Source organism: Thioclava sp. F1Mire-8 (assembly GCF_002213165.1).
GTDB classification, from domain to species: Bacteria; Pseudomonadota; Alphaproteobacteria; order Rhodobacterales; family Rhodobacteraceae; genus Thioclava; species Thioclava nitratireducens.
Window position 1 is genome coordinate 703,982 of sequence record NZ_NBNY01000001.1, and the last position, 24,735, is coordinate 728,716.

The 24,735-nt window shown below is 65.3% G+C and carries 26 protein-coding genes; 18 read left to right on the forward strand and 8 right to left on the reverse strand.

Going from position 1 to position 24,735, the window contains the following annotated elements; all coding sequences use genetic code 11:
• Positions 1–316 precede the first annotated feature (316 nt).
• From B6V75_RS03240 to B6V75_RS03270, 7 genes are all read left to right on the forward strand, one after another.
• Positions 317–1,420, forward strand: a complete 1,104-nt coding sequence (locus tag B6V75_RS03240; RefSeq protein WP_088718709.1) for a transporter substrate-binding protein — start codon at positions 317–319, stop codon at positions 1,418–1,420.
• On the forward strand, positions 1,417–2,025 hold the full coding sequence (locus B6V75_RS03245) for an ANTAR domain-containing protein (RefSeq protein WP_075776566.1): 609 nt from the start codon (positions 1,417–1,419) through the stop codon (positions 2,023–2,025). The genes B6V75_RS03240 and B6V75_RS03245 overlap by 4 nt, the downstream gene beginning before the upstream one ends.
• Positions 2,003–2,890 carry an ABC transporter permease gene (locus B6V75_RS03250; protein ID WP_075776567.1) on the forward strand — a complete coding sequence of 296 codons (888 nt, stop codon included), beginning with the start codon at positions 2,003–2,005 and terminating at the stop codon, positions 2,888–2,890. The genes B6V75_RS03245 and B6V75_RS03250 overlap by 23 nt, the downstream gene beginning before the upstream one ends.
• Positions 2,890–3,810 (forward strand): ABC transporter permease, encoded by a 921-nt coding sequence (locus B6V75_RS03255; RefSeq protein WP_075776568.1) that lies wholly within the window; start codon positions 2,890–2,892, stop codon positions 3,808–3,810. Before B6V75_RS03250 ends, B6V75_RS03255 begins: the two co-directional genes overlap by 1 nt.
• Before the next feature lie 74 nt (positions 3,811–3,884).
• Positions 3,885–5,516, forward strand: coding sequence for an ABC transporter substrate-binding protein (locus B6V75_RS03260; RefSeq protein ID WP_075776625.1), 1,632 nt, complete (start codon positions 3,885–3,887; stop codon positions 5,514–5,516).
• 6 nt (positions 5,517–5,522) lie between these two features.
• Entirely contained in the window at positions 5,523–6,482 is a 960-nt protein-coding gene (locus tag B6V75_RS03265) for an acetamidase/formamidase family protein (protein ID WP_088718710.1), read from the forward strand.
• Positions 6,483–6,487: 5 nt separating this feature from the next.
• On the forward strand, positions 6,488–8,302 hold the full coding sequence (locus B6V75_RS03270) for an ABC transporter ATP-binding protein (protein WP_075776626.1): 1,815 nt from the start codon (positions 6,488–6,490) through the stop codon (positions 8,300–8,302).
• 97 nt (positions 8,303–8,399) lie between these two features.
• Here the strand turns inward: B6V75_RS03270 and B6V75_RS03275 are convergent, their stop codons facing one another.
• Both B6V75_RS03275 and B6V75_RS03280 read right to left on the reverse strand, forming a co-directional pair.
• Positions 8,400–9,260 carry a polysaccharide deacetylase gene (locus B6V75_RS03275; RefSeq protein WP_075776570.1) on the reverse strand — a complete coding sequence of 287 codons (861 nt, stop codon included), beginning with the start codon at positions 9,258–9,260 and terminating at the stop codon, positions 8,400–8,402.
• A gap of 12 nt (positions 9,261–9,272) precedes the next feature.
• Positions 9,273–9,905 carry a TetR/AcrR family transcriptional regulator gene (locus B6V75_RS03280; RefSeq protein WP_075776571.1) on the reverse strand — a complete coding sequence of 211 codons (633 nt, stop codon included), beginning with the start codon at positions 9,903–9,905 and terminating at the stop codon, positions 9,273–9,275.
• 139 nt (positions 9,906–10,044) lie between these two features.
• Between B6V75_RS03280 and B6V75_RS03285 the strand changes: the two genes are divergently transcribed.
• Genes B6V75_RS03285 through speB form a run of 6 tightly spaced genes read left to right on the forward strand, consistent with a single transcriptional unit; the run spans position 10,045 to position 15,236 of the window.
• Positions 10,045–11,106 (forward strand): ABC transporter substrate-binding protein, encoded by a 1,062-nt coding sequence (locus B6V75_RS03285; RefSeq protein WP_077701207.1) that lies wholly within the window; start codon positions 10,045–10,047, stop codon positions 11,104–11,106.
• 58 nt (positions 11,107–11,164) lie between these two features.
• Positions 11,165–11,965 (forward strand): ABC transporter permease, encoded by an 801-nt coding sequence (locus tag B6V75_RS03290; protein WP_077701206.1) that lies wholly within the window; start codon positions 11,165–11,167, stop codon positions 11,963–11,965.
• Between the two features lie 2 nt (positions 11,966–11,967).
• Positions 11,968–12,762 carry an ABC transporter ATP-binding protein gene (locus B6V75_RS03295; RefSeq protein ID WP_075776572.1) on the forward strand — a complete coding sequence of 265 codons (795 nt, stop codon included), beginning with the start codon at positions 11,968–11,970 and terminating at the stop codon, positions 12,760–12,762.
• A complete protein-coding gene (locus tag B6V75_RS03300) occupies positions 12,759–13,526 on the forward strand; it encodes an SDR family oxidoreductase (RefSeq protein WP_199224695.1) in 768 nt (255 codons plus the stop codon). The genes B6V75_RS03295 and B6V75_RS03300 overlap by 4 nt, the downstream gene beginning before the upstream one ends.
• Complete coding sequence (locus tag B6V75_RS03305; RefSeq protein ID WP_075776574.1) at positions 13,523–14,254, forward strand: 3-oxoacyl-ACP reductase family protein; 732 nt, start codon at positions 13,523–13,525, stop codon at positions 14,252–14,254. The genes B6V75_RS03300 and B6V75_RS03305 overlap by 4 nt, the downstream gene beginning before the upstream one ends.
• Positions 14,255–14,267: 13 nt before the next feature.
• On the forward strand, positions 14,268–15,236 hold the full coding sequence (gene speB, locus B6V75_RS03310; RefSeq protein WP_088718711.1) for an agmatinase: 969 nt from the start codon (positions 14,268–14,270) through the stop codon (positions 15,234–15,236).
• 95 nt (positions 15,237–15,331) lie between these two features.
• On the opposite strand, the gene B6V75_RS03315 is transcribed toward speB, so the two are convergent.
• A complete protein-coding gene (locus B6V75_RS03315) occupies positions 15,332–15,694 on the reverse strand; it encodes a hypothetical protein (protein WP_088718712.1) in 363 nt (120 codons plus the stop codon).
• Positions 15,695–16,170: 476 nt separating this feature from the next.
• Positions 16,171–16,587, reverse strand: a complete 417-nt coding sequence (locus B6V75_RS03320) for a cytochrome c (RefSeq protein WP_075776577.1) — start codon at positions 16,585–16,587, stop codon at positions 16,171–16,173.
• A 519-nt stretch (positions 16,588–17,106) separates the two neighbouring features.
• Here B6V75_RS03320 and B6V75_RS03325 point away from each other — a divergent pair.
• The 3 genes from B6V75_RS03325 to B6V75_RS03335 all read left to right on the forward strand — a co-directional run bounded on the left by B6V75_RS03325 (position 17,107) and on the right by B6V75_RS03335 (position 20,554).
• Complete coding sequence (locus B6V75_RS03325; RefSeq protein ID WP_088718713.1) at positions 17,107–17,979, forward strand: Crp/Fnr family transcriptional regulator; 873 nt, start codon at positions 17,107–17,109, stop codon at positions 17,977–17,979.
• Between the two features lie 116 nt (positions 17,980–18,095).
• On the forward strand, positions 18,096–18,530 hold the full coding sequence (locus tag B6V75_RS03330; protein ID WP_088718714.1) for a hypothetical protein: 435 nt from the start codon (positions 18,096–18,098) through the stop codon (positions 18,528–18,530).
• Between the two features lie 65 nt (positions 18,531–18,595).
• Positions 18,596–20,554, forward strand: a complete 1,959-nt coding sequence (locus B6V75_RS03335) for a PAS domain-containing sensor histidine kinase (protein WP_168174433.1) — start codon at positions 18,596–18,598, stop codon at positions 20,552–20,554.
• Here B6V75_RS03335 and B6V75_RS03340 read toward each other — a convergent pair.
• The 4 genes from B6V75_RS03340 to B6V75_RS18580 all read right to left on the reverse strand — a co-directional run bounded on the left by B6V75_RS03340 (position 20,529) and on the right by B6V75_RS18580 (position 23,366).
• On the reverse strand, positions 20,529–21,242 hold the full coding sequence (locus B6V75_RS03340) for a response regulator transcription factor (RefSeq protein WP_088718716.1): 714 nt from the start codon (positions 21,240–21,242) through the stop codon (positions 20,529–20,531). The two genes, B6V75_RS03335 and B6V75_RS03340, sit on opposite strands and share 26 nt — an antisense overlap.
• A 357-nt stretch (positions 21,243–21,599) precedes the next feature.
• Positions 21,600–21,965, reverse strand: coding sequence for a hypothetical protein (locus tag B6V75_RS03345; protein WP_075776582.1), 366 nt, complete (start codon positions 21,963–21,965; stop codon positions 21,600–21,602).
• A 106-nt stretch (positions 21,966–22,071) separates the two neighbouring features.
• Entirely contained in the window at positions 22,072–22,518 is a 447-nt protein-coding gene (locus B6V75_RS03350; protein WP_088718717.1) for a host attachment protein, read from the reverse strand.
• Positions 22,519–22,526: 8 nt separating this feature from the next.
• Positions 22,527–23,366: a universal stress protein gene (locus B6V75_RS18580; protein ID WP_075776584.1), complete on the reverse strand. Its 840-nt coding sequence runs from the start codon at positions 23,364–23,366 to the stop codon at positions 22,527–22,529.
• Between the two features lie 198 nt (positions 23,367–23,564).
• Here B6V75_RS18580 and B6V75_RS18585 point away from each other — a divergent pair, with 198 nt between their 5' ends.
• Positions 23,565–24,140 (forward strand): Hsp20/alpha crystallin family protein, encoded by a 576-nt coding sequence (locus B6V75_RS18585; protein WP_166504531.1) that lies wholly within the window; start codon positions 23,565–23,567, stop codon positions 24,138–24,140.
• A gap of 155 nt (positions 24,141–24,295) precedes the next feature.
• Entirely contained in the window at positions 24,296–24,721 is a 426-nt protein-coding gene (locus tag B6V75_RS03360; protein ID WP_075776585.1) for a DUF2267 domain-containing protein, read from the forward strand.
• The last annotated feature ends 14 nt before the right edge of the window (positions 24,722–24,735 follow it).

The following is a 24,735-nucleotide window of genomic DNA, read 5'->3' on the forward strand; positions in this document are numbered from 1 at the left end:
CAGACGCGGCGCGTCGTCCTCGGACGAACGAAACCGATCCCTCCAAAACCGATTCTCACCGGCGTGTGACAAAACATTGCTCTCAGATGACGGTTTTGTGCACAAATTTTGTGCAGCCACCCCGAAAAATCCACTTCTGAGCTGTGAACCCGCAGGGGTTTCGCAATTTGCGCTTGCCGCCTGAGTCTCACGCTGCAAATTTGGTTCCACATCGGAACAACCCGAACGGCAATTGCGCCTCGCTTTGACACCGCTTTCCTGCGGCAAGTCAGCGGGGCGTTTTGCGTTTTGGATCAGGGGTGCTGCGGGAGCGGATATGAAGAAACGGATCGAACTTGGCCTGCTATATTCCCGCTCGGGGAGCTATTCTCTGATTTCAGAGGCTTGCCGGACCGGGGCGCTGAGCGCGATTGCAGAGATCAACGCGATGCCCGATTTCCCGCTCACCTTTGCTCCGGTCGAGCGCGACCCAGAGGGCAACATCGACGCCTACGGTCCGCTCTGCGAGGAAATTCTGCGAGACAGCGATGCCCGCCACGTGATCGGCTGCGTCACGTCGTGGAGCCGCAAGGAAGTGATCCCGACGCTGGAGAAAGCGGGCGGTACGCTCTGGTACGCGGTGCCCTACGAAGGGTTCGAAGCCTCCGATCATGTCGTCTACACCCATGCCTGCCCGAACCAGCACCTGCTGCCAATGCTCGGCTGGGCCTTCGCCCGGCTGGGACGGCGGGGCTTCCTGACAGGCTCGAATTACATCTGGGGCTGGGAGATGAACCGGCTCGCCCGAGACGTGATCTCGACCGCTAGCGGCGAGGTTCTGGGCGAACGTTATCTGCCGCTCGGCTCGCTTGATGTCGACCGGATGATTGCTGAAATTCGCGCGACCCGGCCCGATTTCATTCTCAACAACCTGATCGGCCCGTCGCAATACGCCTTCCTCGAAGCCTATCACAGGCTCGGTCAGGAGGACGCCCATTTCCGGCCCGAGACCTGCCCGATCCTCTCATGCAATCTGACCGAATGCGAATTGCCCGCGATCCATCCGGGCGCGGCCGAGGGGCTCGTGGCCGCCGGGCCGTATTTCCGCGGCGCGACCGGCTGGCCGCAGGCGCAGCGCAATTTCGGCTCCTCGCATGAAGCGGCCGCTTGGTCCTCGGTCTATCGTCTCGCGCTTCTGCTCTCAGGGCACGAAGACGCCCCGGACCAGAGCCTCGCACAACTCTTGCACGATGCGCCGCAGGGTACCGAGGGCATCGACGCCTCGACCCACCATACCGCCCTGCCCGTCCTGATCGCGCAGGTCGAGAACGGCGCTTTCACCGTTCGCGAGCGGTTCGAAGCCGTCGCGGGCGACCCCTATCTCGCACGGGGTCGCAACGCGGTCTCGCCCGGCGCGCCCCGACTGAAGGTGGTGTCATGAAGCGCAAGATCCGCATCCCCGATCTCGGTGGCGCCCGCGCCTATATCCTGCATCGCCCGCACGCGACCGTGCAGGCGCTCGAACGACAGTTGCGCGCGATCGGACTGACGGTCGTGCATTGCTGGCCCGAACTTCCGGCGGAAGCGCTGTCGGGCGATTTCGTCTTCTTCGACGCGGATCAGGGCTATGACGAGCAATTCCCGTGGAAGCCGGGGCAAAGCCCGATGCCGATGATCGCGCTGATCGGGACCGAAGCGCCGGGCCGGATCGAATGGTCGCTGGAAGCCGGTGCCCATGCGCAGCTCCTCAAACCGGTGGGCGATGGCGGGGTCTATTCAGCGCTGCTGATCGCGCGGCTCGGTTTCGAGGCGCGGGCGCAGCTTTCGGCGGAGATCGCGGATTTGCGTCGCCGCCTCGACGAGCGCCAGACGGTGGTGCGGGCGGTCACTCTGCTGGCCGCGCGGGGAAAGAGTGAGGCGGAGGCCTATGACCAGCTCCGCCAGATGGCGATGGCCTGGCGCGTGAGTTTTGAGGATGCCGCGCGCCGCATCGTCGCCAACCATGACGAACAAAGGAAGACCGATGACCGACGCGACCTTGGCTGAGGGACCGGCCCGACCGCAAAGCGCCTTGCGCCGCCTGATGCGCCGCAAGCTCGCCCTTCTGGGCTTTGCGATCATCGCGATCGTAACGCTTGGCGCGATTTTCGCGCCGTGGATCGCGCCATTCGAGCCGCAGGACCAGATGTTCGACGGGCTGACGCTGGAAGGCGCCCCCATGCCGCCGGGCGAAAAGTTCTGGCTCGGCACCGACCTTCTCGGCCGCGACCTGTTCTCGCGCATCCTTTACGGCGCGCGGACCTCGCTGATCATCGGCGTCGTCGCGAACGGCCTTGCGCTGATTATCGGCACGCTGATCGGCGTGACGGCAGGCTATTTCCGCGGCTGGATCGGTGCGGTGCTGATGCGCTTCACCGACTTGATGATGGCCTTCCCGGCGCTGCTGCTGGCGATCTGCCTCGCCGCTATCTTCACGCCGTCGCTGTGGATCGTCGCGATGGTGATCGCGCTGGTGAACTGGGTGCAGACGGCGCGCGTGGTCTTCACCGAGACCTCCGCGCTGGCCGAGCGTGAATTCGTCGCCGCCGAGCGGACCCTCGGCGCGGGCACGGTGCGTATCCTGTTCCGCCACATCCTGCCGCATCTGGTGCCGATGATCATCGTCTGGGGCACGCTGGGGATTTCGACCACGGTGCTGCTGGAGGCGACGCTGAGCTATCTCGGCGTGGGGGTTCAGCCCCCGACGCCAAGCTGGGGCAACATCATCTTCGAGAACCAGACCTATTTCCAGGCGGCCCCTTGGCTCGTCTTCATCCCGGGCGCCGCGATCCTGCTGCTGGCGCTGTCCTTCAACCTCGTGGGCGACGCATTGCGCGACGTGCTCGACCCGACGCAGAGAGGGCGTGACTGATGCTGGCCTATCTGATCCGACGCCTGATCCAGGCTGCCCTGATCCTTCTCGGCGTTTCCTTCATCACATTCTTCCTGCTCTTCGTGCTGCCGGCCGACCCGGTGCGTCAGATCGCGGGCCGCTCGGCCACGCCCGAAACGGTTGCCAATATCCGCCACCAGCTGGGCCTCGATCAGCCCTTCATCGTGCAATACTGGCGTTACCTGACCGGGTTGTTCCAGGGCGATATGGGCCGCAGCTACCTGCAGAAGACCGAGGTCGCGACGCTGGTCGCCGCGCGTCTGCCCGCGACGCTCCTGCTGATGCTGGGCGCGATCGTCGCCGAACTGATCATGGGGCTCACGCTGGGCATCGTCGCTGCGATCCGCCGCGGCGGCGCGCTCGACCAGTCGCTGATGATCACTTCGTTCGTCGCGGTCTCGGCGCCGCAATTCGTGGTCGGCCTGCTTCTGCTCTATGTCTTCGCGGTCAAGCTGAGCTGGTTCCCGATCGGTGGCTACGGCAGCTTCTCAAACCTCGTGCTGCCGGCGCTGACCCTCGGGATCATGGGCTCGGGCTGGTACAGCCGGATGATGCGCTCCTCGATGATCGACGTGCTGCGCTCGGACTATATCCGTACCGCCCGCGCCAAGGGTCTGCGCCGCTTCCGGGTGCTGGCGCTGCACGCGATGCCGAACGCGATCCTGCCGATCATCGCGATGATCGGGATCGATATCGGCATCTTCATGTCCGGCATCGTCGTCGTGGAAAGCGTCTTTGGCTGGCCCGGCATCGGGCAGCTCGCCTGGCAGGCGATCCAGCGCGTCGACATCCCGATCATCATGGGCGTCACGCTCGTATCCGCCTGCGCGATCGTGCTGGGCAACCTGCTGGCCGACCTGATCACACCTTTCATCGATCCGCGCATCAAGCTGCGCTGATCGCAACCAGAGCCCCGGAGGAACCGGGCCCCTCGACTAACGTCCAACGGAGAAAGAGAGACAAAATGAGCTTGATGAGAAAGATGCTCGTGACGAGCACCCTCGCGGTGTCGCTGGGCTTCGGCAGCTTTGCCGCGGCGGCGGACTACACCCCCGACCCGAACGCCAAGGAAGGCGGCGATATCGTCATCACCTACAAGGATGACGTGGCCACGCTGGACCCGGCGATCGGTTATGATTGGCAGAACTGGTCGATGATCAAATCGATCTTCGACGGGCTGATGGATTACGTTCCCGGCACCACCGAGCTGCGCCCCGGCCTCGCCGAGAGCTACGAGATCTCGGATGACGGCACGGTCTTCACCTTCCACCTGCGCAAGGGCGTAAAGTTCCACAACGGTCGCGAAATGACCGCCGAAGACGTGAAATACTCGCTCGACCGCGTGACCACGCCCGCGACCCAGTCGCCCGGCGCAGGCTTCTTCGGCTCGATCAAGGGCTATGACGCGATGGCGGACGGCTCGGCCACGAGCCTCGAAGGCGTGACCGTCGTCGATCCCTACACCGTCAAGATCGAGCTGTCGCGCGCCGACGCGACCTTCCTGCACGTGATGGCGCTGAACTTCGCCTCGGTCGTGCCGAAGGAAGCGGTCGACGAATACGGCACCGATTTCGGCAAGCATCCCGTGGGCACCGGCGCGTTCAAGCTCGCCGACTGGACGATCGGCCAGCAGCTCGTGTTCCAGAAGAACGCCGATTACTGGCGCGAGGGCATCCCCTATCTCGACACCATCACCTTCGAGGTCGGCCAAGAGCCGATCGTGGCCCTGCTGCGCCTGCAGAAGGGTGAGGTGGACGTGCCCGGCGATGGCATCCCGCCGGCGAAGTTCAACGAGGTGATGAACAATCCCGACGAGGCCAAGCGCGTCGTCATGGGCGGCCAGCTGCATACCGGCTACATCACGCTGAACACCCAGATGGCGCCCTTCGACAAGGTCGAGGTGCGTCGGGCGATGAACATGGCGATCAACAAGGATCGCATCGTGCAGATGATCAACGGTCGCGCCACGCCCGCGAACCAGCCGCTGCCGCCGTCGATGCCGGGCTATACCAAGGATTACGAAGGCTACCCCTTCGATCAGGAAAAGGCCAAGCAGATGCTCGCGGATGCGGGCTATCCCGACGGCTTCGAGACCGAGCTCTACGTGATGAACACCGATCCGAACCCGCGTATCGCTCAGGCGATCCAGCAGGACCTGTCGCAGATCGGCGTGAAGGTCGACATCAAGGCGCTGGCGCAGGCCAACGTGATCGAAGCGGGCGGCACGCCGAAAACCGCGCCGATGATCTGGTCGGGCGGCATGGCGTGGATCGCCGACTTCCCCGATCCGTCCAACTTCTACGGGCCGATCCTGGGTTGCGCGGGTGCGGTCGAGGGCGGCTGGAACTGGTCGTGGTACTGCAACAAGGAACTCGACGCGATGGCGACCGAGGCGGACTCGATCACCGACCCGGCCAAGCAGGACGAACGCCTGCAGAAATGGTCCGACGTTTACATGAAGGTCATGGAAGACGCGCCGTGGGTGCCGGTGTTCAACGAGAACCGCTACACCATGAAGTCGAGCCGTATGGGCGGCGAAGATGCGCTCTATGTCGACCCGGTCTCGATCCCCGTGAACTACGACTACGTGTACGTGACGGAGTAAGCGCGCATGTGCAAAGCCTGTGACTATACGATCCACGGCGCACAGCACCATTTCGGCTGGGACAACTCGCTTGTCCCGGCCGAGACGGTGGCCCCGGGATCGACCATCGAATTCCATTGCCACGACAGCTCGGCCGGACAGCTCGGACCGTCCTCGACCGTGGAAGACGTCAAGACGCTCGATTTCGGCAAGATCAATCCGGTCTCCGGCCCGATCTATGTCGAAGGCGCGAAACCCGGTGACGTGCTAAAGGTCACCATCGACAGCTTCACCCCGCGCGAGCAGGAAGGCTCCGCCTGGGGTTGGACCGCCAACATTCCGGGCTTCGGCCTGCTGGCGGATCAGTTCGAGGATCCGGCGCTGACGATCTGGAAATACGACGCCGCCTCGCCCGACAAGGCGCTTTGGGGCAGCGAAGGCAAGGTGGGTCTCAAACCGTTTTGCGGCACGATCGGCGTCGCCCCGGCAGAAGCCGGCCCGCATTCCATCGTCCCGCCGCGCCGCGTGGGCGGGAATCTCGACATTCGCGATCTGGCGGCGGGCACCACGCTCTACCTGCCGGTCGAGGTCGAGGGCGCGCTGTTCTCCGTGGGCGACACCCATGCCGCCCAAGGCGATGGCGAGGTCTGCGGCACCGCGATCGAAAGCCCGATGAACTGCGTGCTCAACTTCGACCTGATCAAGAACGAGACGCTGAAATTCCCGCGCTTCACCACGCCGGGGCCGGTCACGCGCCACCTCGACACGGCGGGCTACGAGGTCACGACGGGCATCGGCCCGGACCTGATGTCGGGCGCGCGCGATGCGGTCTCGGGCATGATCGACCTTCTGTGCGCACAGCGCGGCATGTCGGCGGTCGACGCCTATATGCTGGTTTCGACCTGTGGCGATCTGCGCATCTCCGAGATCGTCGATATGCCCAACTGGGTCGTCAGCTTCTACTTCCCGAGAAACGTGTTCGAATGATCGAAATGCAACAAACGAAAGCCGGGGCCGTCATGGCCCCGGAGCCCGCCCAGCCGGTGCTCGCCGTCGAAGGTCTCACGATCTCGGTGCGCTCGGAGGGGCGCGAGCGCGCGTTGGTCAGCGATCTGAGCTTCACGCTCGCACGCGGCGAGACCATCGCCATCGCGGGCGAGAGCGGGTCGGGCAAGTCGCTGACCTCTCTGGCCATCATGGGTCTGTTGCCGCCCCCTGCCCTTCGGGTCAGTTCCGGCGCCATCCGCTTCCATGACGAAGACCTGACGCGCCTGCCCGAGGGCCGGATGCGCGCAATTCGCGGCAACCGCATCGCGATGATCTTCCAGGAGCCGATGACGTCGCTCAACCCGGTGCTGACGATCGGCTTGCAACTCTCCGAAGCGATCCGCGCGCATGAGCCGGTCTCGAAGCCAGAGGCTCGGACCCGTGCGCTTGAGGCACTGCGGCGTGTGCGCATCTCCGAACCCGAGCGTCGCATGACGCAATATCCGCACGAGCTGTCCGGCGGCATGCGGCAGCGCGTGATGATCGCGATGGCGCTGGCGCTGCGCCCCGACGTGCTGATCGCCGATGAGCCCACGACCGCGCTCGACGTGACGGTGCAGCGCGAGGTGCTCGACCTGCTGCGCGATCTGCAGGACGAGATGGGCACGGCGATCATCCTGATCACCCACGACATGGGCGTCGTCGCCGAGATGGCCGAGCGGGTCATCGTCATGAAGCAGGGTCAGGCGGTCGAGACCGGCCCTGTCTCGCAGATTTTCACCGCCCCGCGCGAGGCCTATACGCAGGACCTGCTGGCCGCGGTACCGCGCATGGGCGACGGCAGCGGCGCTGCGGGCGCGTCGCCGGATGCCAAACCCGTGGCGCGGTTGCGCGACGTGAAGGTGCATTTCGACATACGCGGCGGTATCCTGTCGCAGGTCACGCACCGGGTGCACGCGGTCGAGGGTGTCAGCTTCGATATCATGGAGGGCGAGACCTTCTCGCTCGTGGGTGAAAGCGGCTGCGGCAAATCCACCATCGCGAAGGCGCTGACCGGCCTCGTGCCGCATCAGGGCCGCATCGAGGTCGCAGGCCACACGATGGGCAGTTTGAGCGGCGCGAAGATGAAGGAGATGCGCCGCGACGTGCAGATCGTTTTTCAGGACCCGATGGCCGCGCTAGATCCGCGGATGCGGGTGGGCGATCTGGTAGCCGAGCCGCTGGTGATCCATGGCATCGGTACCCCCGAGGAGCAACGCGAGAAGGTCGCGGCGCTGTTCGAACGCGTCGGCCTCACCCGCGATCAGCTCGACCGCTATCCGCACGAGTTCTCGGGCGGCCAGCGCCAGCGGATCTGCATCGCCCGCGCGCTGGCGCTGCAGCCCAAACTGATCGTGGCGGATGAAAGCGTCTCGGCGCTGGATGTGTCGGTGCAGGCACGGGTGCTGGACCTGCTCGAGGCGCTGAAGCGCGAGTTCGGCATCGCGTACCTGTTCATCAGCCATGACATGGCCGTGGTCGAGAACATATCGGACCGGATCGCGGTGATGTATATGGGACAAATCGTAGAGATGGGCACGCGGGCGCAGATCTTCGGCGCACCGCAGCACCCCTACACGAAGCGCCTGATGGCCGCCGTGCCGATCCCCGACCCCGACAAGGTGCGCGAACCCATTCCGCGCCTCTCCGGCGAGGTTCCCAGCCCGGTCTACAAGCTGGGCACCGGCCCGCAGCGGCTCACGCTGCGCGATGTTGGCGACGGACACCTGGTGGCGGATGGTGATCTCCCCGCGATGCCCTCCGACACCGCGGCCGAATAAGCGCGAACAGCCAACAGATAAACGAAAACACCGCGGCGCTGTTCGGCGCCGCGGTGTTCTATTTGGCAGATCGGTGGCCTTCGTTCCCGAAGCGGCTTTACGTCTCGACGCCGATCCGTTCGTGGCGAAGCGTCGCCTCCGTAGCTTTCGCATGGCTGGCGATCTCTTCCATCGGTGCGAACCAGACGTCGCCCGTCGCCACGGCGCGTTCCAGCAGCCGTTCCATCTCGCGCCAGCGCGCCAACCGGCCCGTCAGGAACGGGTGGAGCACCGGCATCCAGAACCCGCCCGCCTCGTGCATCGCGTCGAACTCCTCGGCGAAGGCGCGGATGCCATCGGAGGGCGCACGGATCGGCATCAGGTAGTCGATCTCGCCGAAATGCGCGAAGGGCGGCCAGTCATCGGTGCCCCAATGCGGCGGCATCTCGATCAGGCTGCCTTTCGGGGTTTCGACGCGGTAGGGCAACTCGTCGGCCATCATCGAGCTGTCATAGAGAAACCCGTGCTCGATCAACCGGTTCAGCATCGCGGGCGTGAAGGAATAGACCGGCGCGCGATAGCCGCGCGGCTTGCGGCCCGTCATCGAGACATGAACCTCCAGCGCGCGCTCGAACAGCTCCGCCTCGCGTTCGTCGGAATGTTCCATCGGGTCTTCGTGCATCCACGAATGGTGCCCGATTTCGTGCCCTGCCTTCAGGATCGCCTCGACCGTCGCGGGATAATTCTGCATCACCCAGGCGGGCATGAAGAAGGTCTGCGTGAGGCCCAGACGGCGATAGGTCTCGAGGATGCGCGGCACCGCGACCGTCGGCCCGTAGCGACCCATCGAAATCGGCTGCAGGCGCAGCTCGGCATCGTCAGGACGGGCGGTGCGGATCAGCGAATCCGCGTCGATATCGAAGGTCACGCAGGCGGCGCAGCGCTTGCCCTCGGGCCAGGTGATCGGGTTGAGAAACATGTCACTCTCCGCTCAGGAAGGATCGGCGGACACCGGGAGCGTCACCGAGAACAGCGCCACGATATCGTTGCGCAGCCAGGTCTCGATATCGTCCCGGCGCGCGGCGTCGGTGGAAATGAACTGGATGAAACGGGCGTTCTGCAGCTGGAACAGCGCGCGGCCCAGGTGGAGCGGGTTGAGATCGGCACTGAGCCGGCCGTCCCGCTGCATCGCCTCGATCCGGCGCACCAGCACCGAGGCAAGCTGTTCGTCGAGCTTGAAATAGGCCTTGGACAGCTGCGTGCCCGCCTCGATCGTGACCGCAGCGATGACCTGACGCCAGATTTCCTTCTCCAGCGTCTGCATCGCGTGTTCCATGATCTCATGCGCGAAGGCGAGCGTCAGCTCGACGAGATCGGCCTCTTTCCCGGGCAACCTGGCGTCGAGCCGTTCCAAGAGCTGCTTGTCGCTCTCGATGACCAGCGCAAGCAGCACCCCCGCCTTGGTTCCGTAGTAGTTGTGGACAGTCACCCCCGAGACGCCCGCGGCGACCGCGATCGCCTCGATCGTCGTCTTGTCATAGCCCTTTTCGCGAAAAAGCTCTTTGGCCGATGTCACGATGCGGTTGCGACGGTCTTGTTTTTGTTGGGCGCGCAGGTTGCTCACAAGGTCCTCCTAGGGTTGCGAACAGTTGTCTGCGATGGCTCGTTTTTGGTCAAGACAAAATTTTTATTGCATAAAAGTTTTTATCTCATAAAGTTTTCTTCACAAGATCAAGAATCCATACCAACAGCGAGGTCCGCTTATGCGCTCCGTTCTCAAAATCGCCGCCGCCTCCGCGGTCGCCCTCTCCGCGGGCAGCCTCTCCGCTGCCGCCGCTGAAACCGTCAATGTCGGGGTCTGCGTCTCCTGGCCGGGCTATGCCATGCTCGAAGTCGCCAAGGAGCAGAACCTGATCCCCGATTACGATCTCAACATCACGATCTTCGAAGATCCGCTGGGCGGGCATGCCGCCCTCGCCGCGGGTCAGATCGACGTCTATGGTTGCACCGCCGATTACACGCCGCTGGTCGTGGATCGCGGCACCGACGTGGTGAACGTGGCTCAGCTCAACCCCTCCTACGGGGTCGATCACGTCATTCTCGCACCGGACACCGAGCCCGCCGACCTGCCGGGCAAGAAGGTCGCGGCCCCGCAGGCTTATATCGGCCAGCTGCTGATGGGGATCTGGCTCGATTCCGAGGGCATCACCCCCGATCAGGTGGAATGGGTGAACCTCAACGCCGATGAAGCCGTCGGTCCGATGATGTCGGGCGACCTGTCCGCCGCCTACATGTACGAGCCGTGGATTTCCAAGGTGCTCGAGGCGAAACCGGGCGCGCGCTCCATCGTCGACACCTCCGATCCGGAAATGCTCAAGACCGGGATCTTCATGGACGCGCTCTACATGAACAAGAAGTTCATCGCCGATAACCGCGAGGCGGCGCTGGCGGTACTGAAGGCGCGCTGGGATGGTCTGGCCTACTGGAACCAGCATACCGAAGAGGCCAACAAGATGATCGCCTCCTTCCTGCAATGGCCCGCCGAGGATGTCGGCTACGTTATCGGCACCAACGGCAAGTCCTTCGAGGGCGGCATCTACATGATGGATTTCGACGAGTCTGCCCGGCTCTGCGGCGTGCTCGACGGCGAAGGCCCGCTTGGCATGGCCAACGGCTCGATGGTCGACTCGATCGCGATGACCAATGACTGGTGGATCAAACTCGGCCTGATGGAAAACAAGGTCGATGCGTCGAAGGGCGTCGACTGCTCGCTGATGGGCGATCTGGTCAAGTCCGGCTACCGCCAGAGCCTGACCGCACACTAACACACGCGGGAAGCGCCACGTCCCGGCGCTTCCCTTCCCCCAAGCCGGAGCATCTGCCTTGAGCGCCCGACCCACTCCCTTTCTCCAGCTGCGCAAGCCCGTGAACCGCCGTCAGAAGCTGCTTTCCGCGCTCGCCGTCTGGGTGCTGTTCTTCGGCATCTGGATCGTCGCCTCGGCCAGCGGTCTGGTGAACCCGCTTCTCGTCCCAGCCCCGCATCAGGTCTTCGCGACCACCTTCGATCTGTTCTTCAGTCGCGGGTTCAGCAGCGATGTCCTGATCTCCATCAGCCGCGTGCTGATCGCCTTCGCGCTGGCCAGCGCCGTGGCTGTGCCGCTGGGCGTGATGATGGGCTCCTTCCCCGCGATCGAGGCGTTCTTCGCCCCCTTCGTTTCCGCCTGGCGCTATCTGCCCGCGCCGTCCTTCATCCCGATCCTGCTAATGTGGTTCGGCACCGGCGAGGCCCCTAAACTGGCGCTGCTGTTCCTCGGGGTGATCTTCTTCCTGATCACGCTGATCATGGATCACACCAAGAACGTCCGCGAGGAACTCGTCGAGACTGCCCTCACGCTAGGCGCACCGCGCCGCAAGGTCGTGGCTCGCGTGATCTTCCCCGCCGTTCTGCCCGATATCGTGACCGCGATGCGCCAGATGCTGGCGATGACCTGGACCTATCTGGTGATCGCCGAGATCGTCGCCTCCACCACCGGCATCGGCGCGATGATGATGCGCGCGCGACGTTTCCTGAAGACCGATGAAATCCTGTCGGGAATCATCGTGATCGGGGTGCTGGGCCTGCTGTTCGACCTCGCCTTCTCCGCCCTGCATCGCTGGGCCTTCCCTTATCTGAGAAAGAGCTGAGCATGGCTGCCGAAACCGCATTGGAAATCCGCGAAATCACGAAGGAATTCGAGCTGTCGGGCGGGCGCAAGCTGGTCGCCGTCGAGGGCGCGGGCTTCACCGTCGAACGCAACTCCATCTGCGTCCTTCTCGGCCCGTCGGGCTGCGGGAAATCGACGATCCTGCGCATGATCGCGGGGCTCGAGACCCCGAGCGGCGGCGAGATCGTCATCGGCGGTCGTCGCGTAGAGGGACCGGGCCGCGACCGGGGCATGGTCTTTCAGGCCTATACCTCCTTCGACTGGCTGACGGTGCGCAAGAATGTCGAGTTCGGGATGCAGATCAACGGCGTCCCGGCCGCCGAGCGCCGCGAACGCGCGGAGCGATTCATCAATCTCGTAGGCCTCGGGAAATTCGCCGAAGCCTACCCGTCGCAACTCTCGGGCGGGATGCGTCAGCGCGTCGCCATCGCGCGCACGCTCGCCAATGACCCCGAGGTCTTGCTGATGGACGAGCCGTTCGGCGCACTCGATGCCGAGACCCGTTGGCTGATGCAGGAGCTGATGATCGACGTCGCTGAGAAGACCAACACGACGATGGTGATCGTCACCCACGATCTGGAGGAGGCGATTTTCCTCGCCGACAAGATCGTCTTTCTCTCGAGCCATCCGGGCCGGGTGAAAGAGGTGATCGTGCCCGAATTCAAGCAGGGCGCGCGGATCGCCGACAAGGAAAAAGCCGTGAAACTGGAAGGCTACTCCGACCTGGAGGGGCATCTGATGCGGCTGATGAGAGAGGAAGGACGCGGCAAGGAATGAGTGTGACATTCGACTTCACCGGAAAGACCGTTCTGGTCACAGGCGCATCGAGCGGGATCGGCTATGGCATCGCCGAAGGGTTTGCCCGCGCCGGCGCCGACCTGATCATCCTGTCAGAGACCGACGCGATCTATGAGGCCGCCGAGAGCCTGCCCGGCAAGGTCCGCGCGATCCGCTGCGACATCGCCGAGGCGGAGATGGTGACCGAGGCGCTGGCCGATATCGAACGCGTCGATGTGCTGGTGAACAATGCGGGGCTCGAGCGCCCCACACCGCTCACCGGCGACAATCCCACGGGCAACGCGATGTTCGAGCGGATCGTGGCGATCAACGTGACCGGCACGCAGAACGTGACCGACGCGCTGATCTCGCGCATTCCCGAGGGCGGGCGCATCGTGATCACCGCCTCGATCTGGGCGCGCACCGCCGTACCGGGCTTCTCGGCCTACGTCGCCAGCAAACACGCCCTTCTGGGGCTGACCCGGACATGGGCGCAGGAGCTGGGCCCCCGCGGCATCCGCGTCAACGCGATCTGCCCCGGCTGGGTGAAAACCGGGCCGGCGGCCAATTCGCTGCGGGAGCTGGCCGAGTCCAGCGGGCGCAGCGAGGCCGAGGTCGAGGCCGAGATCATGGCCGCGCAAGCCATCGACGGGCTGATGGTGCCCGCCGACATGGCCGATCCGTATATGTTCCTCGCGTCCGAGGCTGGCGCGAATATCACCGGTCAGGCGCTCAACGTCGACCGCGGCGAGGTCATGTCATGAGCCTCGACGGTAAAGTCGCACTGGTCACCGGCGGCTCGCGCGGGATCGGGCGCGCCATCTCGCTGGCGCTGGCGGCACAAGGCGCGAAAGTCGCGTTCTGCCATCCCGACGATGCGCAGGCGCGCGAAACGCTCGCCGAACTTCAAAAGCTGACCGAGGCGGAATCCCTGCCCGCCGACGTCTCCGACGAGGCGCAGGTCGAGGGGATGTTCGACGCCGTCAAGTCGCGGTTCGGGCGGATCGACATCCTCGTGAACAACGCGGGGATCCTGCGCGAAAGCCCGATTGCCGAGACGAAGATAGACGAGTTCGACCGCGTGATCGCGGTGAACCTGCGCGGCACATTCCTCGCCGCCCGTGCCTTCGTGCGCAGGGCCGAGGAAGGCCGGATCATCAATATCGCGAGCGATCTGGGTTTTCTCGGGCGCGAGGAAATGTCCGCCTATACCGCCTCTAAGGGCGGGATCATCGCGCTCACCCGGACCCTCGCGCGCGAACTGGCACCGAAAATCCTTGTCAACGCCATCGCGCCGGGCTCGATCGAGACCGACATGACGAGCCCCGCCTCGATGAGCCCCGAACAGCTGGCAATCGACATGGCGACGCCCCTCGCCCGGTTCGGCCAGCCCGAGGATATCGCCGCGATGGCCTGCTATCTCGCGGGCCCGCAGAGCAATTTCATCACCGGTCAATGCTTCGGCGTGAACGGTGGCAGCGTCATGACCTGACAGGAGCGACCCCATGTCCAGCGATCCCTTTTTCCACCCCGTTTCCGGCTTCGATCTGCCCCGCTTCGCGGGCGTGCCGACCTTCATGCGCCTGCCGCATGTGCCGCTCGACGATCCGCGCCTGAGCGACGTGCAGATCGGTCTGATCGGCAGCCCGTGGGACTCCGGCACCACCAACCGTCCCGGCCCGCGCCACGGCCCGCGCCAGTTGCGCGATCTCTCGACGATGATCCGGGCGCAGAACGGCGCGACCGGCGTGCGCCCCTTCGAGATGGTCAACTGCGCCGATCTCGGCGATGTCTCCCCGAACCCCGCCGACATTCAGGACGCGATGGACCGGATCACCCGGTTTTTCGAGACGGTCCGCGAGCATGGAATCCGCCCGCTCACCGCAGGCGGCGACCACCTCAATTCGCTGCCGATCCTGCGCGCGTTGGGCAAGCCCGAGCCGCTCGGCATGGTACATTTCGACAGCCATACCGACCTCTTCCACAGCTATTTCGGCGGCACCATGTACACGCATGGCACGCCCTTCCGCCGTGCCATCGAAGAAGGGCTGCTCGACCCGAAACGCGTGGTGCAGATCGGTATTCGCGGCTCCACCTATGATAGCGAAGATCGCGATTTTGCCGACAGCGTAGGCGTGCGCGTGATCCCGATCGAGGAGTTCCACGCCCGCGGCGTCGAGGATGTGATGACCGAGGCGCGTGAGATCGTCGGATCCAAGCCCACCTATCTCTCCTACGATATCGACTTCATCGACCCGGCTTTCGCGCCCGGAACGGGCACGCCAGAAGTGGGAGGCCCGAATTCCTATCAGGCGTTGCAGGTGATCCGTCTGCTCGACGGGGTGGATATCGTAGGCGCCGATCTCGTCGAGGTCTCCCCGCCCTTCGACCCTTCCGGCGCTACCGCCTTCCTCGGCGTCTCGGTGATGTTCGAGATCCTGTGCCAGATGGCCGTGACCATGACGCGCGGGTAACCGCGACCGCCCCCATCCTGCCCTGTCCTGTCCCGGCATTTCGCAGGCCGCCCTTCACATTCCGGAGGACGGTCTGCGATGATCGCGGGACCGGCTCACCCCACCCAGCGCATCGCGTTCGCGCGGGTGCGATAAACCGGGGTCATATTGTTGGCGAGGCTCGCAGCGAGGTCGAGATCGGCGCTCAGCAAACTGGCGACCTCCTGCAGCGCGAGGCCGAGATAGCGCGCGATCTCTTGTGGAGAGAGGCCGAGATCGCGCAACGCCGAGACCTCCAACGTGCGGTCCGGTCCCGTTTTCCGAAGCCGCACTCCGGTCGGGCCGACCGTGTCGTCCGGTCTGGCGCGCGCGCCCGGCAGCGGCCACGGAACGGTCTCCGGCGCGAGGCCATCGTCCCGCGACCTTCGCGGCTGCGGCAGAAGGTCAGAACTGTTCTCGGGGGTGATCCAACGAAACATCCGCACACTCCTTCGAGCTTGGCTATGACGCCTCCCAGCTAAAACCAATCCGGCCAGCCGCGCCATTGACCGCCGTCAATGCGAAACCCGCAAACCCTCTCGGACGGTCTGTCTGGGCGGGGTTTCGCCCATTTCTCGCAGAGGTTTGCGACAGGCGCGAGACAGGGTCACAGTTGCGCGAAAAAATTTGGTCAAAGCGCCGGAGAGTTTGGCCGCCCCGGCCCCTGGGTGCGTCAAACGTGACGAAAGGCCATCGTCCGACGCGCGATGTCGATGTTTTCACATCGGAAATCACACGACAACGATGACCCTTCGATCGATGGAGCTCTCCGTGTCGGGGCGGACCGGCCACCGGGCCGCAGCGCGCAGCGTATCCGTATGGCGATCTCCGTATCGACTCCTCGCATCGATTTCGGAAGTCTGCGCGCGATCCGCGCGACCTGCATTGACCAGCGACAATCGCGCGGCAGGTGCCTTCATTCCTGCAAGGTGGCGACATGCTCCGCGATCGCCAGCACCCGGCCCCGGATCACCGCCTCGGTTCCGAAACGCCCGACCAACGGCTCCAGCTCGTTGCGGAACAGCGCGCCGAAGACCGGCATCGGCCCGCCATGCCCGCGCACTTCCGTCCGCCCGTCGAGGATCTGGATAACCTTGAGCAGCGGGAACGTCCCGTCGTTGGCCGCAGACAACCCGGTCAGCGCGGGAATGTCCTGAATGAAGGCCTCTGCGAGCGGGCCGTCACCCTGCCCCTTCATGCCGTGACAGGCGGCACAATTGTCCGCATAAAGCTGCGCGCCCATCTCGTCGGACGTCATGGCGTCCTGAGCCGCGAGCGGTCCCGCCGCGCCGATCAAGACGAGAGCGAGCAGGAAAGGTCGAACCTGAGTCATTTGATATCCTCCCATATCGGTGGCCCAGCTTTCCCGCGGCGCGGTGCAGCGGCATTGTCCGCCGTCAATTCGGAGGCGCTGGCGGGGCGCGCCTGGTCCTACGCGCAGATAGCCGAGCCCCGCACCGGCGCCTTCGCTACGCCGCGATTGACGCCCGATAATGGCGCCTGCTCCGCGCTGGGGCATCATTTGGCATTCGCGGAAGGCTCGGGGTGACCACGCTCGGTCGCCCCGGTCGAAGAGCATTTCGCGAATCCCGTCGGCCACCATGCGCCCCTCCCCGAGGCGTGGCCGGCGGGACCGAATTCATCGGCGTGGCGGTCTCTCTCCGCCGGCTTCTATCCCCTATGCTCCGCGCAACAATATTGCGCACAACGCCGCTCAAATTTCATAAATTAACATTTCTCTACAATTCACCGCCTGACAGATGCCCTCCGACACGGCAAGATTCCTCTCGTCACGCAGGTGACCGTTGCCCGCGAACTGCCACCGACCGGGCGACCCAAGGGGGAGGGAAACATGTCAAGTATTCAGCCGATACGGCCGCAATTCGACGCGAAATGCGACGACTGCACGGCGCGCCAGACAGGGCTCTGCAGCGCTTTCGATCGTGACGCGCTACTCGACTTCGCCCGGCGCAGCTACCGCGAAACCTATCGCCAAGGGGCCGAGATCGCGGCACAGGGCGAAGCGGCGGACCGGATCGGGATCGTCGCATCCGGGCTCGTGAAACTCGTCGTTCTGACCGAAGGCGGCGACGAACACGTTCTGCAGATTCTGCGCACGGGTCACCTGATCGGCGACCCCGAACGCGAGGTGAACGGGTTCTCGAGCGAGGCCGCCACCGAGACCACGATCTGCTGGATGCCGCGCCAGACCTGGCACGGTTTTCTGCAGTCACATCCGCAAATCTTCCGGGGCTTCCTGTCGGCGCTGAACCGCCAATTCGAAGAATTGCAGATGAGCGTGGTGAAGATGCGCGGGCGCAGTACGGTGCAGCGGCTCGCGCTCTGGCTCGTGGAGCAGTTGCCCGGCGCGACCGAGGGCAGCACGCCGCAAATCCGCATCGTGCTGACCCGGCGCGATCTGGCCTCGCTGTTGGACATGACAGTGGAGACCCTGTGCCGCGCGCTGCACCAGATCGAGGAGCGCGGCGCAATCCGCCTGCTTGCGCCCGATCACCTCGCCGTCACCGATCTCGGGCGGTTGCGGCGACTTGCCAAGTTCCAGAACGAGCGGATCGGCGCGGCCCTTGCAGAACCCGCTCCCGCGCCGCGCCTGTCGGACTTCGACCGAGGGGCGATGGGCGGGAAAGCCGCGGCCATGCGTAGCGGCGCGGGACAAGCGCCCAAAGGCTCGCTGGCTGCCGCGTTTCCCGGGACGCGGCGCTAGGCAACCGCCCCGGGCCAAGGCGGGTTTCGCCACGCGCGCATTGATCTCCATCAATGCACGCGCCTGCCCCTGCGGCAAAGCTCGGGGAGCCGACATCAACTCCGGAGGAGGCTCCGATGCCCAGCTCGACCGACGCGACCGCGTACACCAATGCGGGCTACGCCGAACTGCTGAAACGCCTGCTTCCACCCGACGGACCGGACCCTGCGCTGCTTGGCCCCTTCGTCGCGATGCAGATGCAGGCGGCGGATCGGACGTTGCAGTTCAACCAGGAATGGCTGCGCTTCACCACCGATCGGATCACCTGTGACCGCGCCCTGCTCGCCAATCTCGCCAATCCCGGCGATCCGGCGGCCATCGCCGCCGCGTGGTCGGAATTCGTCTCGGGCGCGATCGACGACTATTCCGCGCTCTATCGCCGCCTCTGGGGACAGGTCGCCGAGGAAATGACGGCGGCTGTGTTCGACACGCAAAAACAGGCGCAGGAGCTTTTCGTAAGCTCTCTGCGGGTCGCGGGCTCCGGAGAGAAGCGTCACGCGACGCCCGTATGAGAGCCCGCGGCAGCGGTTGGCGCGGCACGGGACGCGTGGTGCCAAGCGCGCAAGGAGTGGCGTCGATGGCAAATTCCGAGGAGTGCAGGCCCGACCCGAGACCGGGCCACGGCGCTGCGGCGCTCGCCGAGGATCTGGAGGGCGTGATCGACCTGATACCGGTTCCGGTCGCGGTGTTCGACACCGAGATGCGGTTCGTCGCGGCTTCGGCGGCGTTTCTGGCGGCCTACGGGGGCGATATCGCACATGCCGTCGGGTCGGACCATGACGCGTTGCTGCCTTGGCTGCCCGCCGCCTGCCGCGACGCGCGCGGCAAAGCGCTGGCGGGCGAAACCGTGCAGTGCGACGAGAGCCGCACGATGCGTCCCGATGGCCGCGAGGCGTGGACCCGCTGGACCGTCGCACCGCTGCGCCGCGCAGGACAAGTCGCGGGGATCATCCTGATCATCGAGGACATCAGCGCCGAAAAGGAATTTCAACAGCTGACGGACCTGCGCGCGGAAGAGATCATCGAGGCGATGAAAGCCGCGGGAATTGCGTTCTTCGAGATGGATTTCGACCGCGACACGCTCGTCGCGACGGAGCCCGCCCGGCAACTCCTCGAGACGCAGGAGGTGCCCGACAGCTTCGACACGTGGATCGCCCTCGCCGCGCCCGAGGATCGTGTGCGTCTGAAAGAGGCGCATCGCGCGGCGATCGACCCCACGGGCAGCCGGAAATTCTCCATCGAGTTCAAGCTCGCCCGCAGCGCCGAGCCCAAGGTAATCGAATTGCGCGGGAACATCCGCTTCGACGAGAGCGCCGACCCGCCCCGCCCGGTCGGCGCTATCGGCGCAATCCTCGACCGGACCGAGCGCGCTCGGATCGCGGCGGCGATGGTGCGCGGGCAGCGGATGGAAACCGTAGGCCGGATGGCGGGGCTGATCGCGCATGATTTCAATAATCTTCTGACCGTCATCCTGTCCAATCTGGAGCTGGCGGCGCGCACCGAGATGGCCGATCTCGCGCGCGGGCATCTCGAACGCGCCATCGACGCGACGCGGATCGGCGCGGGGTTCAACCAGCGGCTGCTGGCGCTCGCGGGGGCGCGGACGCCCAAACCGGTGCGCTTCGGCCTCGATGCGCAACTCGCAGAGACATGGACGCTTCTCGAGCGGGTGCTCGGAGAACAGGTGCATCTGCGTCTCTTGCCGGGCGCGGATCGAGGCCAGATCTACATGGATCGCGGGGAACTGGACGGAGCGCTGCTCAATCTCGTCATCAATGCTCGCGATGCGATTTCGGCGGCTGGCACCATCACGATCCGGACCGGCAGCGCGCAGCTCGACGTGCAGCAGGCAGGCGAAATCGAAGGCGCGCGCCCGGGCAGGTTCCTGACGGTTAGCGTGAGCGATACCGGCCACGGCATGACGCCGGATGTGCGGCGGCAGGCGCTCGATCCGTTCTTCACCACCAAGGATGCGCGGGTCGGGAACGGGCTCGGGCTGACGAGCGTCGCGAGTTCGGTGGCGCGGGCGGGCGGTTTTCTCGACATCGACAGCGCCCCCGGTGAGGGCACGACGATCACGCTCTATCTTCCCGAGGTCGACGGGGATCCCATGCTCGCCGCAGCCGAAGATCGCGACGCGCTGCGGATGGGTGACGGTCAACTCGTGCTCGTGGTCGAGGACGATCCGCTGGTGCGCGAGACGGTTCTCGACCGGCTGGAAGCCTTGGGATACGCGGTGATCGAGGCCGGGAATGCGCATCAGGCGCTGGAGCAGATCGAGGCGGGCGAGCCGGTGGATCTGCTGTTTTCCGACGTCGTCCTGCCCGGCAGTTGCTCGGGCTTCGACCTGGTCGATCGGGTGCGCGCCCGAGACCCCCGATTGCCGGTGCTTCTGACTTCGGGGCACGCATCGGAGAAATTCGCCGGGCGTCCGAAGGTCGAGCGAGAGATCGAATTGCTCACGAAACCCTATTCGCTCTCGACGTTGAGCGCAGCCGTCGCGCGCGCGCTCAACCCCGACGCGCCTCCTGGTTGATCTGCCCGGTGAAGACATAGCCCACGCCGCGCACCGAGCGGATCATCCGGGGCGACGCGTCTCCCGGTTCGATCTTGCGCCGCAGCCGGGCGATATGGGTGTCGATGGTGCGGTCGTAGGGCGACCAGTCGCGCCCGTGCAGAGCCCGGTTGATATCGTCGCGCGAGAGCACCTGCGCCGGGCGGCTGAGAAACAGCTCGAGCAGTTTCGTCTCGGTCCCGGTCAGGTCCTCGCGGCGCCCGTCGCGATGCTCGATCACACCCCGACGCAGGTCGATGCTGCTGTGATCGATATGGAGCCGGTCGACCGGCACGGCCCGCGTCCGGTATCCCTCGAGCACGCGGCGGATGCGGATCACCACTTCGCGCGCGGCAAAGGGTTTGACGATATAGTCGTCCGCCCCCGCCTCCAGCCCGCGTACCCGGTCTAGCGGCTGACCATATCCCGTGATGAAGACGACCGGAATGTTTCTGCGCCCGCGCAGAACCCGGGCCAAGGCAAACCCGTCATCGGCGCCGAGCCCCAGATCGAGCGTCACGAGGTCGATGCCGCCCGTTTCGATCTCGCGCAACATGCCGGCCGCGTCTTGCGCCTCGCGCACCGCCCAGCCTTCCGCCTCGAGACACTCCCGCAGCGCCGCACGCACGGCGGCATCATCTTCGACGATAAGAATTGTCTGCCGTTCCACAGGCGCCTCCTCCGAAGGTACGCCATGATCCCTTCGCCCTGCCGGTTCTGTCTTTGACCGTGATCAAGCGACGAAACGGGGCGCGGGCAATTAACCTTGAGCGCCGCGTGATCATCGGCCCCTCGCCAAAGCCGTTGAGCCGGTCGGAGCCCTGGCGCGAGACATGTCGGAAAATAACCGATAGGACGGGACGCGAGTATACGGCCGTCGTGTGCGAGGGAACTCGGCCCCAGAATGCGCAGCGCGCGCTTCCGATGTGGAAACGCGCGCTACTCCCCCCAACAGACCTGCAAGCAGTGTCGTTTTATCGACCCCAACCGCCCGCGCGGCCTGCACCCGTGCCCATGCCGCCAACTCTCAATTGCGTCGCTCCATCAGCAGGGCGACCAGCAGCCCGGTCCCCACCATCCCCAGCAGCACCCCGGCCCACGGCACGGGATGGCTGCGCACGCTGCGGCGCAGGTCGTGCTGCGCCTCGGTGAGCGCCTCGCGCATCTCGAAGACCGCGTCGCGGGCATCTTCCACGAACTCGTGGCCGCGCCGCGTCGCTTCGGCGCCAAGATCGCTGGCCCGCAACCGGCCATGACGACGCAGCGCCTGCGCCAGTTCCGTCACATCCTCGCGCAGATCTTCGAGATCGGAGCGGATCGCCTCGACTGCCAGACGCTCGTGTTCCTCGATATCGGCGCGGTCGGGCGTGTCTTCGCTGGAGGACTTGGCCATGACACTTCTCCTCTGATCGGGTTCGACTCCGTGCGGCAGGGTCAGGATGCGAAGCCGCGAGGCGGCGCGCATTGATCGCTGTCACTGCAAAATGCAAATGCGCGGGTCACGTCACCTTCAGCGCCTCCTGCAGTTTTTCGCGGAACTGGTTCGGCGAAAGGCTCGCAAGGTTAGAGCGGATTTCGCGGCTCACGCGCGCCGCGAGGGAATCGGGCATCGCCTCGCGCATCGCACCGAGCATGCGTGGCGGCGCGACGAGGACGAGCGTGTCGAACTCTCCCTCCCCGAGGCTGCGTTCGAGGCGGCCGCTCAGATCGCGGGCGAAGGCGAGTTCCTGAACATGGCTCGGATCACCATGCGGCGCCATCGCGGCCCGCCGCCCGGGCGATCCGATCGCGAAACTGCGCCCGGCCCGGTCGCGGTCTCGGTCGCGCGGGCGTGCATGTGGCGATTCAAGCTCGAAGACCAGCGCATGGCCCTCGGCATCGGCTAGCACATGCGCGCTGGCAGAGTTCATCACCACGATCCATTCGATTTTCTTCGGCTGGGGCATCGGCTCACCTATTTCGAAAACAGCACCGGCAGATGGGAAGTCTCCAACAGGCGCGTCGTCACCGCGCCGATCACGAAATCATAGAGGCGCGAATGACCGAACGCGCCGACGGCGATCAGCTCGGCGCCGCGTTCGCGCGCGGTATGCAGCAACTCGTCGCCCGCCTCCGACGTCGTTTTCATCCGGTCGAGAAGCGTCACGTCATATCCGCGCCGGTCGAGCGCCGTCGCCAGATCGTCGCGCAGATCGTCGACCGCCTGCCGCTCTCCCCCGGAGGGCGACACCGAGAGCAGATCGATCCGCGCACCGCTGGCCGCAAGATAGAGCATGTCATGCGCCGCACGCATCGCCTCGCGGCTGCAGGAAACACCGAGAAGAACGTGCCGCGCGGGCCGCTCCAGCTTTGCGGTCTCGCTCACCACCAGCACCGGACGTCCGGTCTGGCGGATCAGTTGCTCCTGCAGACGGATGTCGCTCGCGCGGCCGGCATGGGGCGGCACCCGCGCAGAGACGACCAGATCGGCGGCGCGGCAGCTATCTACGAGGAAGTCGACCAGCGCGTCGCGCGTGTCGACCGGGCTGCGGAACTCTCCCTGCACATCCTCCGCCGTCAGCGCGTGCTCGAAGGTCTCCCGGATCGCGGCGGCCTCCTTGCGCTGCCAGTCGAGGAATTCGGGGTAGATAATCGGATCGCTCGCCAGATCGCCCCCCAACAGCGGCAGCGGCTCGACGCCATGCACCCCGATCAGATGGGCGTTGAAACCGCGACACAACCCGGCCGTCATCGGGGCGAGCCATCGGGCGTCGTCGGTCTCGAGAAAGGCGGCGGCAACGGTGCGCGGAATCATCTTCGGGCTCCTGAGTGGCTGGCATCGCGCCGAGACTGCGCCGCTGCGGGCGATGCGGCATTGATCGCGCGCAACGTCGGAGCGGTTCGGAACCATCGGTCCGCCGCGCCCCCTATGCGCGCCGTCAATGCGCAAGCCGCACCGGTCGTGACAGCTTCGATGGCGTTCTACCAAGACACTTCGCATGGGAGATCCAGCATGACACCACAAGCCACCGAGATCGGCGTCAAGCACGAGAGCGCCCCGCCGACCAGCAAGCCCCCGAGCGCCGAAACACCGGCGAAACCTCCAGCCTCCAGCGCCGCCCCGCCCGCGCGGGGGCGCGATGTCTTCGCGATGCTGCGTTCCGAGATCGACCGCCTGTTCGACGACTTTGCGCGTCCCGGAGCCGGATGGCCGCGCGCCCTGACCCTGCCGTCGGGCTTCGGCGACCTTTCGCTCTCCGCGCCCGCGATGGATTTCGTCGCGAATGACGGGAGCTACGAGCTGCGCGTCGACATGCCCGGGCTCAAGCCCGAGGAGATCGAGCTCAAGCTCGACGACGGACGCCTGAAGATCCGCGGAGAAAGCTCCAGCAAGCGCGAGACGCATGAGGGCGATTACGTCGTGCAGGAGCGGAGCTCCGGCAGGCTCGAACGCACGATCACCTTGCCGCGCGGGGTCGATCCAGACCGCATCGACGCGGTTCTGAGCGACGGGGTTCTGACCGTGACCCTGCCGAAAACCACCGAAGCGCGCGAGAAAGACCGCCGCATCGCGGTCAAGGCGCAATAATTGCGCATGACCGGAGGCTTGCCCCGTGCGCCGCAACCGTTCGGCGCGCGGGGCCGCCCCAAATCTGGAAGGACAATCCTGCTGATCGCGGAATATCTCGCGAGTATCCAAAGCTGAGGCGGTGTCTTCAGTACTTCGACCGGGAGGTTCGACCGATGAAAGTGACCGGCCTGAGCGCCATCGACCACGCCCCGCAAATCGTGGCGGAATGGCTCAACGATCTAGAATATCGTCTGGACAACAAGGATCGCAGCCACGCCTATCTGCTGCTGCGTACCACCTTGCATGCGATCCGCGATTTCCTGACCACCGCGGAAGCGGCCGATCTCGGGGCGCAGCTTCCAGTGTTGCTGCGCGGCATCTACTATGACGGTTTCGTGCCCTCCCGCCAGCCCGCGCATCCGCGCAATCGCGATGCCTTCGTGGCGAGGGTCACGGAGGCGTTCGCAGACCGCCCGCTCGACGATCCCGAAGCGGAGGTGGCGGCGGTGTTCGATCTGTTGCACGAGCGGATTTCCGAGGGCGAATACCGGCAGGTGACGCAGGCGATGCGTCATTCGTTGCGCAGCCTCCTGGCCTGATCGCGCCGCTGGGC